This window comes from Flavobacterium sp. (assembly GCF_039932285.1).
GTDB lineage: Bacteria > Bacteroidota > Bacteroidia > Flavobacteriales > Flavobacteriaceae > Flavobacterium.
Genome location: NZ_JBDTQE010000015.1, coordinates 32,943 through 43,334, shown reverse-complemented (window position 1 = coordinate 43,334; position 10,392 = coordinate 32,943). Strand labels below are relative to the sequence as shown.

At 33.1% G+C, this 10,392-nt stretch carries 9 protein-coding genes; all 9 read left to right on the top strand.

The features are described from left to right. On the top strand, positions 1-351 hold a 351-nt coding region (locus ABI549_RS04925; protein WP_348075342.1), incomplete at its 5' end, for a PASTA domain-containing protein. Positions 352-353: 2 nt separating this feature from the next. Further along, positions 354-1,814: a UDP-N-acetylmuramoyl-L-alanyl-D-glutamate--2,6-diaminopimelate ligase gene (locus ABI549_RS04920; protein WP_348075341.1), complete on the top strand. Its 1,461-nt coding sequence runs from the start codon at positions 354-356 to the stop codon at positions 1,812-1,814. A 63-nt stretch (positions 1,815-1,877) separates the two neighbouring features. Continuing rightward, positions 1,878-3,107: a phospho-N-acetylmuramoyl-pentapeptide-transferase gene (gene mraY / locus ABI549_RS04915; RefSeq protein ID WP_348075340.1), complete on the top strand. Its 1,230-nt coding sequence runs from the start codon at positions 1,878-1,880 to the stop codon at positions 3,105-3,107. Position 3,108: 1 nt separating this feature from the next. Next, positions 3,109-4,440, top strand: a complete 1,332-nt coding sequence (murD, locus tag ABI549_RS04910; RefSeq protein WP_348075339.1) for a UDP-N-acetylmuramoyl-L-alanine--D-glutamate ligase — start codon at positions 3,109-3,111, stop codon at positions 4,438-4,440. 50 nt (positions 4,441-4,490) lie between these two features. Continuing rightward, positions 4,491-5,780 (top strand): FtsW/RodA/SpoVE family cell cycle protein, encoded by a 1,290-nt coding sequence (locus ABI549_RS04905; RefSeq protein WP_348075338.1) that lies wholly within the window; start codon positions 4,491-4,493, stop codon positions 5,778-5,780. A gap of 4 nt (positions 5,781-5,784) precedes the next feature. Next, positions 5,785-6,876: an undecaprenyldiphospho-muramoylpentapeptide beta-N-acetylglucosaminyltransferase gene (gene murG, locus ABI549_RS04900; protein WP_348075337.1), complete on the top strand. Its 1,092-nt coding sequence runs from the start codon at positions 5,785-5,787 to the stop codon at positions 6,874-6,876. Positions 6,877-6,911: 35 nt separating this feature from the next. Continuing rightward, positions 6,912-8,261: a UDP-N-acetylmuramate--L-alanine ligase gene (gene murC / locus ABI549_RS04895; protein ID WP_348075336.1), complete on the top strand. Its 1,350-nt coding sequence runs from the start codon at positions 6,912-6,914 to the stop codon at positions 8,259-8,261. Further along, positions 8,248-8,973, top strand: a complete 726-nt coding sequence (locus ABI549_RS04890; protein WP_348075335.1) for a cell division protein FtsQ — start codon at positions 8,248-8,250, stop codon at positions 8,971-8,973. Before murC ends, ABI549_RS04890 begins: the two co-directional genes overlap by 14 nt. Before the next feature lie 8 nt (positions 8,974-8,981). Beyond that, positions 8,982-10,355 (top strand): cell division protein FtsA, encoded by a 1,374-nt coding sequence (gene ftsA / locus ABI549_RS04885; protein WP_348075334.1) that lies wholly within the window; start codon positions 8,982-8,984, stop codon positions 10,353-10,355. Positions 10,356-10,392: the final 37 nt, after the last annotated feature.

The following is a 10,392-nucleotide window of genomic DNA, read 5'->3' as shown; positions in this document are numbered from 1 at the left end:
AAGCCTAACACATCAAAAAATAATTATTATGGAGCTGATGTGGCTGGACCAGTTTTTAAGCGTATTGCGCAAAAAGTTTTTACCGATGTACCATCAACTAATGTAGTGAAAAACCTAAAAAAGAATAATCCGGCTCAGGACAAAAATTATTTGGCTTATAATGATAATGTAAATAAAAAACCAATATCAATACCTAATTTACATGGTATGTCTGGAATGGACGCTGTCGCTTTACTCGAAAATTTAGGAATGAAAGTAAAAGCTATCGGTGTTGGAAAAGTAAAAAAACAATCAATACAAGCAGGTCAGCCAATATTAAAAAATAATACAATAATTTTAGAATTGTCATAAAAATGCTTTTAAAAGAAATTTTATACAAAGTCGCTCTCGAAGTTGTTCACGGTTCAACCGATGTTGCTGTGCATAATATTCATTTTGATTCTCGAAAAATAGAATCTAATGATGTTTTTGTAGCTATTCGTGGTTCGGTTTCAAACGGACATGAGTTTATAGATAAAGCCATTTCTCTTGGAGCTTCTGTGATTATTTGCGATACATTACCAACTGATTTATTGTCGCAAATCACTTACGTGAAAGTAAAAGACACGAATGCAGCTTTGGCTTATTTGGCAACAAATTTTTATGATAATCCATCACAAAAACTACAATTAGTTGGTGTAACAGGAACAAACGGAAAAACGACAATTGCTTCATTGTTATATCAATTATTCAAAAAAGCAGGTTTCAAAGTCGGATTGCTTTCTACTGTAAAAATTTTAGTTGATGAAGTAGAATATAAAGCAACGCATACTACGCCAGATTCATTAACCATCAATTATTATCTAGATAAAATGGTTGAAGACGGTTGCGAATATTGCTTTATGGAAGTAAGTTCGCACGGAATTCATCAAAAACGTACTGAAGGTTTACAATTCGTAGGTGGAGTTTTTACCAACTTATCTCACGATCATTTAGATTATCATCCAACATTTGCAGAATATCGCGATGTGAAGAAATCATTCTTCGATAATTTACCTAAAAATGCATTTGCTTTATCAAATATTGATGATAAAAATGGTGCTGTAATGATGCAAAATACTAAGGCAAGAAAATTGTCTTACGCGTTAAAAACGTATGCCGATTATAAAGCTATTATTATTGAAAATCAGTTAAGTGGATTACTGTTAAAAATAAATGAACAAGAAGTTTGGGTTCGATTGATAGGAACTTTCAATGCGTATAATTTATTAGCAATTTACGGAGTTGCCATCGAATTAGGAATCGAGAAACTAGAAGTTTTAAGACTCTTGTCAGAATTAGAGAGTGTTTCAGGTCGTTTTCAGTTTATTGTTTCGAAAGAAAATATTACCGCAATTGTCGATTATGCACACACGCCAGATGCTTTAGAAAATGTATTGAGTACTATAAATGATATTCGTACAAGAAACGAACAACTCATTACTATTGTAGGTTGTGGCGGTGATCGTGACAAAACCAAACGTCCAATAATGGCAAATATAGCATCAGAAATGAGTGATAAAGCTATTTTGACATCAGACAATCCAAGAACAGAAAATCCGGAAACCATTATTGCCGAAATGGAAGCTGGAATTACTCCAGTTAATTATAAAAAATACATGTCTATTACAGATAGAAAACAAGCCATAAAAACCGCTTGTCAGTTAGCACAGCCTAATGATATTATTCTCATTGCAGGAAAAGGACACGAAACATATCAAGAAATAAATGGCGTTCGTCATGATTTTGATGATATGCAAATTGTAAAAGAAATTTTAGAACAACTAAATAAATAAAGTTCAATCGTTGATTAGTTTAATCGATTAACCGAATCAACGAATAACCAAATAAACTAAACTATGCTATACTATTTATTCGAATACTTAGATAAATATTTTGATTTCCCAGGCGCTGGAGTTTTTCAATATATCACATTTAGATCAGCATTAGCGATTATCATGTCATTGCTTATTTCGACTATTTTCGGAAAAAGAGTCATTAGTTATCTAAGCCGCTTGCAAGTAGGGGAAACAGTAAGAGAATTGGGGCTTGAAGGGCAAACTCAAAAGGCGGGAACACCAACAATGGGTGGGTTAATTATTATATTTTCTACCTTACTTCCTGTTCTTTTATTGGCGAAATTGAATAATATTTATATTATACTTTTAATTGTAACCACAATTTGGATGGGAGCTATTGGATTTCTTGATGATTATATCAAAATATTCAAAAAAGACAAAGCGGGATTAAAAGGAATTTTTAAAGTAATAGGTCAAGTTGGGTTAGGGATTATTGTAGGAGCTACTTTATATTTTCATCAAGATGTAACTATTCGTGAGAATATTGCAAAAAATAAAACTGAAATTAACTCTACTCAAAATTCATCAAATTCAATTTCGTTAGATAAAAAATCGACCGCAACAACCATTCCCTTTTTTAAAGATAATGAGTTCGATTATGCCGAATTATTAGCTTGGACAGGTGATGGTTATGAGAATTATGCTTGGCTAATTTTTATTCCAATCGTAATTTTTATCATTGTTGCTGTTTCAAATGGAGCCAATCTAACCGATGGAATCGATGGTTTGGCGGCAGGAACTTCCGCAATATCAGTTATTGCTTTAGGAGTTTTTACATTCGTTTCGGGGAATATTATTTTTTCTAATTATCTTAATATTATGTTTATCCCAAATTCGGGAGAAATGACAGTTTTTATTGCTGCATTTGTGGGAGCATTAGTTGGGTTTTTATGGTACAATAGTTATCCAGCTGCTGTTTTTATGGGCGATACAGGAAGTTTAACCATTGGAGGAATCATAGCCGTTTTAGCCATTGCAGTTCGAAAAGAAATGCTAATTCCAGTTATTTGCGGGATCTTCTTAGCTGAAAATTTATCGGTGGTTTTGCAAGTTTCTTACTTTAAATATACTAAAAAACGTTTTGGCGAAGGACGACGAATCTTTCTTATGTCGCCTTTGCATCATCATTATCAGAAGAAAGGATATCACGAAAGCAAAATTGTAACGCGTTTCTGGATTGTCGGAATTTTATTGGCGATAGTGTCAATAGTAACTTTAAAATTACGATAAGATGAGGCTAGTAATATTAGGCGGAGGAGAAAGCGGCGTTGGTACGGCGATTCTTGGTAAGAAGAAAGGATACGATGTGTTTGTTTCTGATTTTGGAAAAATAAAAAACAATTACAAAGAAGTCTTAATTCTTAATAAAATTAAGTTTGAAGACGAACAGCATACAGAAGAATTAATTCTAAATGCCGATGTAGTGATGAAAAGTCCTGGAATTCCTGACAAATCACCCATAGTTAAGAAATTAAAAGAAAAAAACATTCCTGTTATTTCTGAAATTGAGTTCACAGCACAATTTACTAATGCTACAACCATAGGAATCACTGGAAGTAATGGCAAAACAACAACAACGATGTTGGTGTATCATTTGCTAAAACAAGGTGGACTAAATGTTGGTTTGGCAGGAAATATAGGTAAAAGTTTTGCTTGGCAAGTTTCCGAAGACAAACATGAAACTTATGTTTTAGAGCTAAGTAGTTTTCAGCTTGACGGAATAGAAAATTACAAGCCACATATTGCCATAATTACAAATATTAGCCCAGATCATTTAGATAGATATGATTATAAATATGAAAAATATATAGCATCGAAATTTAGAATAACTATGAATCAAACAGAGGAAGATTATTTGATTTATGATGCCGATGATGAAGCTATAAGTAACTGGCTAAAAAATAACAAAACAAGAGCAAAATTAGTTCCATTTTCATTAACAAAACAATTTGAATTTGGCGCTTTCGAAGCAGAAAATAATATAAATATAAACACCAATAACGACCCATTTGTTATGCAAATATCTCAACTATCACTCGAAGGAAAACACAACGTAAAAAATGCTTTGGCAGCTACTTCTGTAGCACAATTGTTAAAAATTAGGAAAGCGACTATACGTGAGAGTTTAGCTGATTTTCAAGGTGTCGAGCACCGTTTAGAGAAAGTGCTTAAAATTCAAAATGTGCAATACATCAACGATTCTAAAGCAACAAATGTAAATGCTACTTTTTATGCTTTAGATAGTATGACTTCGCCAACTGTTTGGATTGTAGGTGGTGTAGATAAAGGAAATGACTATTCAGAATTGATGGAATTGGTAAATAAAAATGTAAAATCTATCATTTGTCTAGGTGTTGATAATAAGAAAATAATTGAGGCTTTTGGTAGTGTTGTAGATGAATTAATTGAAGTAACAACTATGAATGATGCTGTTCGCCAAGCCTATAAAATGGCAGAAAAAGGCGACACAGTTTTATTGTCGCCAGCTTGTGCAAGTTTCGATTTGTTCGAGAATTATGAAGACAGAGGAAGACAATTTAAACAAGCAGTTCAAAATTTGTAACGAGGTTTTTCGAATAACCGAATCAATAAATAACCGCATAAACATAAAATATGAAAACGCTATTACATAACTTAAAAGGAGATAAAGTCATCTGGTCATTCGTGGCGCTTTTGGCATTGTTTTCGTTTATACCTGTATATAGTGCCAGTAGTAATTTAGCTTATTTGCATCATGGTACAGGAAATACATTCGTGTACTTACTAAAACATTTTATACACTTAATAATGGGTTTTGTTATTATGTATCAAGTGCAAAAAGTGCCATACCATTATTTTAGAAGTTTATCCAGATTATTATTGCCTTTTGCATGGTTGTTATTAGTTTATACAATGCTGAAAGGAACCATGATTGAAGGAGCGAATGCCAGCCGATGGATACAAGTTCCGTTTTTAGGAATCACCTTTCAACCATCAGCATTTGCATCAATGGCATTGTTAATATTTGTTGCGAGATATTTGTCTAAAACAGCAGTCGAAGACATGACTTTATCTAAATCAGCATTGGAATTATGGGCGCCAGTTTTCTTTACATTAATGTTAATTTTGCCTTCTAATTTTTCTACAACAGCTTTAATATTTTCAATGGTATTAATGGTAACGTTTATTGGAAAATATCCAATAAAAAATATTGCGGTGATAGTGGGAGTAGGAATTTTATCATTAGCGGCTTTTATTTTGGTTGTCAAAGCATTTCCAGATGCGTTCAAAAATAGTCGAGTTGGTACTTGGGAAAGTCGTATAGAAAATTTCACGTCAGACAAACCCGGCGAAGACGATTATCAAATCGAAAAAGCAAAAACAGCCATTGCAACTGGTGGTCTTTACGGATTAGGTCCAGGAAAAAGTATTCAGAAAAACTTTTTGCCACAATCTTCTTCCGATTTTATTTTCGCAATCATCATCGAAGAATTTGGGCTTTTAGGAGGATTCGCTATCATGTTTTTATACATCATGTTATTCATTCGGTTCATAATTGCATCATATAAAGCGCCCACATTATTCGGAAAATTATTAGTTGCAGGATTGGGTTTTCCTATTATTTTTCAAGCTTTTATAAATATGGGGGTTGCTGTCGAATTATTACCAACCACAGGACAAACATTACCACTTATAAGTAGCGGAGGAACATCAATCTGGATGACATGCGCAGCGCTTGGAATTATAATTAATGTGACCAAAAAAGAAGAAGAAATTACTGAAGAAAATATCGAAAAGAAACAACGAGATGAAGCTTTACAAAAACTAATAGACAAACAATTGGCAGAAAATTCTCAGGAAGAAAATTATTCTATCGAAGACAATACGAATAATCCAATGAATGCAGTTTTGAATAAACAATAATAAAATGAAACAATATAAATTCATATTAAGCGGAGGCGGAACTGGAGGACATATTTATCCTGCAATTGCAATTGCTAATGAGTTAAAATCTCGTTTCCCTGATTGCAAAATTCTATTTGTAGGTGCACAAGACAAAATGGAAATGCAAAAAGTGCCACAAGCGGGTTATGACATAAAAGGATTGTGGATTGCAGGAATACAAAGAAAACTCACTTTGCAAAATGCCATGTTCCCATTTAAATTGATGTCAAGTTTAGCTAAATCATTCGGAATCGTAAAACAATTTAAACCAGATGTGGTTATAGGAACTGGGGGTTTTGCTAGCGGAGCAGTGCTTAAAGTAGCTTCTATGTTAGGAATAGCAACGGTGATTCAAGAACAAAATTCTTATCCAGGAATTACCAATAAATTATTAAGTAAAAAAGCCAATAAAATTTGTGTGGCTTATGAAAATTTGGAACAATTTTTTCCAAAAGAAAATATGATTCTGACAGGAAATCCTGTTCGTCAAGACTTAATTTCAGTTGATGAAAAACGAAATGAAGCGATGGCTTATTTTAAATTAGATACAAATAAAAAAATAATATTAATCCTAGGAGGAAGTCTTGGAGCAAGAAGAATAAATCAATTAATTGCGAAAGAAATAGATTGGTTATTGTCGCTAAATATTCAAATTATTTGGCAATGTGGTAAACTGTATTTTGAGGATTACAAACATTTTTCAGACAAAGAAAATGTACAAGTTTTATCATTTATAGACAGAATGGATTTTGTTTATGCTGCTGCCGATATTGTGATTTCTCGTTCAGGAGCATCATCAGTATCAGAATTAGCGATTGTAGGGAAACCAGTTATTTTTATTCCGTCGCCCAATGTGTCTGAAGATCATCAAACCAAAAATGCACAAGCCATTGTCGAGAAACATGGTGCGATTTTACTAAAAGAATCACAATTAGATTCTGAATTTAATTTGGTTTTTGAGGCCTTATTAAAAGACAAAGGAAAACAAGAAGATTTAAGTAAAAATATAAAATCATTGGCTCTGCCAAATGCAACAAAACAAATTGTTGACGAAATAGTCAAATTGATAAAATAAACTTAGTAACTCAGAGCATTAGCAACTTAAAAAAAATGAACTTAAACCAAATACATAACGTCTATTTTATCGGAATCGGAGGCATCGGAATGAGTGCTTTGGCTCGTTATTTCAAATTTATTGGCAAAAATGTATCTGGTTATGACAAAACACCATCAACATTAACGACAGAGTTAATCGAAAGTGGAATTGCAATTCATTTTGAAGACAATATCGATTTAATTCCGAAAGATTATTTTCTAGAAAACACATTGGTAATCATCACGCCAGCAGTTCCTAAAAACCATTCAGAATGGAATTATTTTCTAGAAAGAGATTATCAGGTAAAAAAACGGGCTGAAGTTTTAGGAATAATTACTAAAGATACTTTTTGTCTTGCGGTAGCAGGAACTCATGGAAAAACGACAACTTCTAGTATTTTAGGACATATTTTGTACGAAAGTGGTGCTGATGTTACGGCATTTATTGGTGGAATTGTCGAAAATTATAATTCAAACCTTATAGGTTCTGGGAAAACAGTAACTGTGGTCGAAGCCGATGAGTTTGATCGTTCATTTTTGCATTTACACCCAAATATTGCTTGCGTGACTTCAATGGATGCAGATCATTTAGATGTTTATGGTGATGATGCTTCAATAAAAGCTTCGTTCAAAGAATTTGCTGATAAAGTAGAAGATAAAAATAAGTTATTTGTGATAAACGGTTTGCCATTAGAAGGTATCACTGTTGGTGCAAATGATGATTCACAGTTTGTAGCACATAATATAAGAATTGAAAATGGGTGGTATGTTTTTGATGTAAAAACGCCAACTGAAAATATAAAAGATTTGAAATTCGGATTACCTGGAAAACATAATCTTACAAATGCGTTGCTTGCTTTGGCAATGGCTCGAACTTTCGGAACCCCAACCGAATCTATTGCTAAAGCATTAGCAACATTCAAAGGGGTAAAACGCCGTTTTTCTTTCCAAATTAGAAAGCCAGGATTCGTTTATATTGATGATTATGCGCACCATCCAACGGAAATAAATGCTGTGTATCAAGCAGTTCGTGAGTTGTATCCTAATCAGAAAGTTTTGGCAGTTTTTCAGCCGCATTTGTTTAGTAGAACTAAAGATTTTGCAGATGATTTTGGTAAAAGTTTGTCGCAATTCGATGAAGTTTTGTTGCTAGATATTTATCCAGCCAGAGAATTGCCTATGGAAGGAATTACCTCGCAATGGTTGCTAAATAAAATTGAAAATAAAAACAAGGAATTAATTCAAAAAGTAGAGTTGATTCCGTTATTAAAAAAATCGGATGCCACAGTAATTGTTACTATTGGCGCAGGAGATATCGGAGAGATGGTTTCGCAAATTAAAATTGCATTAGATGAAAAGAAGTAATATTTTAATCAATATTCAATTAATTGCCATTCTTGTTTTGGTGGTTTTTTTGTATTCCTTCACTTCAAAACGAAATGAACGCAGAAAAATATCAAAACCAACCATCGAATTTTTAAACTCAGAATGTCCGTTTGTAACAAATGAAATGGTTAATAACTTGTTGATAGATAATTTTGGGGGTACTTTCAGTATCCAAAAAGATAGGGTAAATTTGAAAAATATTGAGCGAACCATCAATAAACACAACCTAATCGAAAAGTCTGAGGTTTTTTTGAGTGTCGATGGTAAGTTAAAAGTAGTTATAAAACAAAAGATCCCAATCGCTAGAGCTTTTAACAAAAACACTTCCTTTTACATTGATTATAAAGGAGGTAAGATGCCGCTTTCGAGTAATTTCACAGCAAGAGTTCCGCTTGTTTATGGCGATATTAACAATCGTTATGATGAGAATTTTGCTGAACTTTTGCGGGAAATTTATAACGATGATTTTTTGAAAAAAAACATTATCGGAATGAAAATTTTAACCGACGGTAGCGTTATTATGAAGAATAGAGATTATAGTTATGATATAATTTTTGGGAGAACCATTTATATGGAAAGAAAATTTAACAACTATAAAGCGTTTTTTCAAAAAGCAGTACAAGATACTCTGATAAGTTCTTATAAAAAGATTAATCTGAAGTTTACAAAACAAGTAGTTTGTACTAAATAATTAGGGGTATGGAAAGAGAGAATATAGCGGTAGGACTAGATATAGGTACAACAAAGATTGTAGCTATGATAGGAAAGAAAAATGAGTATGGAAAGCTAGAAATTTTAGGTGTAGGAAAATCTAAAAGCCTCGGTGTGGCTCGTGGTGTTGTAAATAACATCACACAAACCATACAATCTATACAAGAAGCAATAAGTTTAGCGGAAGCTGATTCAGGTTATAAAATAAAAGATGTTGTAGTAGGAATTGCAGGGCAACATATTCGTAGTATTCAACACAGCGATTATATTTCAAGACCCAATCCAGAAGAAGTAATTAGCGAACATGATATTGATGTTTTAATCAATCAAGTTCAAAAATTAGCCATGTTGCCAGGAGAAGAAATTATTCATGTATTGCCACAAGAGTTTAAAATCGATGGGCAATCTGAAATAAAAGAACCAATAGGAATGTACGGCGGAAGACTAGAAAGCAGTTTTCATGTAGTTGTTGGACAAGCATCGTCTATCAGAAATGTGGGACGTTGTATAAAAAGTTCTGGTTTAGATTTGTCTGGATTAACGTTAGAGCCATTGGCTTCGGCAGATGCGGTTTTAAGTCAAGAAGAAAAAGAAGCAGGGGTGGCTTTAATTGATATTGGTGGCGGAACAACGGATTTGGCTATTTTCAAAGACGGAATTATTAGACATACAGCAGTAGTTCCTTTCGGAGGAAATGTAATTACTGAAGATATAAAAGAAGGCTGTTCGATTATCGAAAAGCAAGCGGAATTGCTAAAAACAAAATTTGGTTCTGCTTGGCCAGGAGAGAATAAAGACAATGAAATTGTTTCAATTCCAGGATTAAGAGGAAGAGATCCAAAAGAGATTTCATTAAAAAACTTGTCAAAAATAATCCATGCCCGTGTGGTAGAAATTATAGAACAAGTTTATACAGAAATTAAAATATATGGTCACGAAGATCCACGTAAAAAATTAATCGCAGGAATTGTATTAACTGGTGGTGGTTCACAATTGAATCACATCAAACAATTGGTTGAGTATATTACAGGAATGGATACTCGAATAGGATATCCTAACGAGCATTTAGCAGGAAATTCTAGCGAGGAAATATCAAGCCCGCTATATGCAACTGCGGTCGGATTGGTTATGAATAGTATTCGTAATAATACAGTAAGTGCTGTGCCACAGGATAATTTTATTCCCGAACCAGTTCTTATTCAAAAACCGACTATTGCAGAGCAAGTTGAAATACAGCAAGAAGCAGAAAAAGTTATTGAAGAAGCGAAAGTAGAATCAAAAACAACCGAAAAAATGATTCGTAAATCCTTTTTCGACAAGTATATAGATAAAATAAAAGATTTTTTAGACAACGCGGAGTAATCTAAATTGTCAATATAATATAAAGCATAAATAAAAA

Excerpts from the sequence above, each read along its gene's own strand:
- ABI549_RS04920 (WP_348075341.1), top strand. The coding sequence starts at position 354 with ATGCTTTTAAAAGAAATTTTATACAAAGTCGCTCTCGAAGTTGTTCAC.
- mraY (WP_348075340.1), top strand. The coding sequence starts at position 1,878 with ATGCTATACTATTTATTCGAATACTTAGATAAATATTTTGATTTCCCA.
- murD (WP_348075339.1), top strand. The coding sequence starts at position 3,109 with ATGAGGCTAGTAATATTAGGCGGAGGAGAAAGCGGCGTTGGTACGGCG.
- ABI549_RS04905 (WP_348075338.1), top strand. The coding sequence starts at position 4,491 with ATGAAAACGCTATTACATAACTTAAAAGGAGATAAAGTCATCTGGTCA.
- murG (WP_348075337.1), top strand. The coding sequence starts at position 5,785 with ATGAAACAATATAAATTCATATTAAGCGGAGGCGGAACTGGAGGACAT.
- murC (WP_348075336.1), top strand. The coding sequence starts at position 6,912 with ATGAACTTAAACCAAATACATAACGTCTATTTTATCGGAATCGGAGGC.
- ABI549_RS04890 (WP_348075335.1), top strand. The coding sequence starts at position 8,248 with ATGAAAAGAAGTAATATTTTAATCAATATTCAATTAATTGCCATTCTT.
- ftsA (WP_348075334.1), top strand. The coding sequence starts at position 8,982 with ATGGAAAGAGAGAATATAGCGGTAGGACTAGATATAGGTACAACAAAG.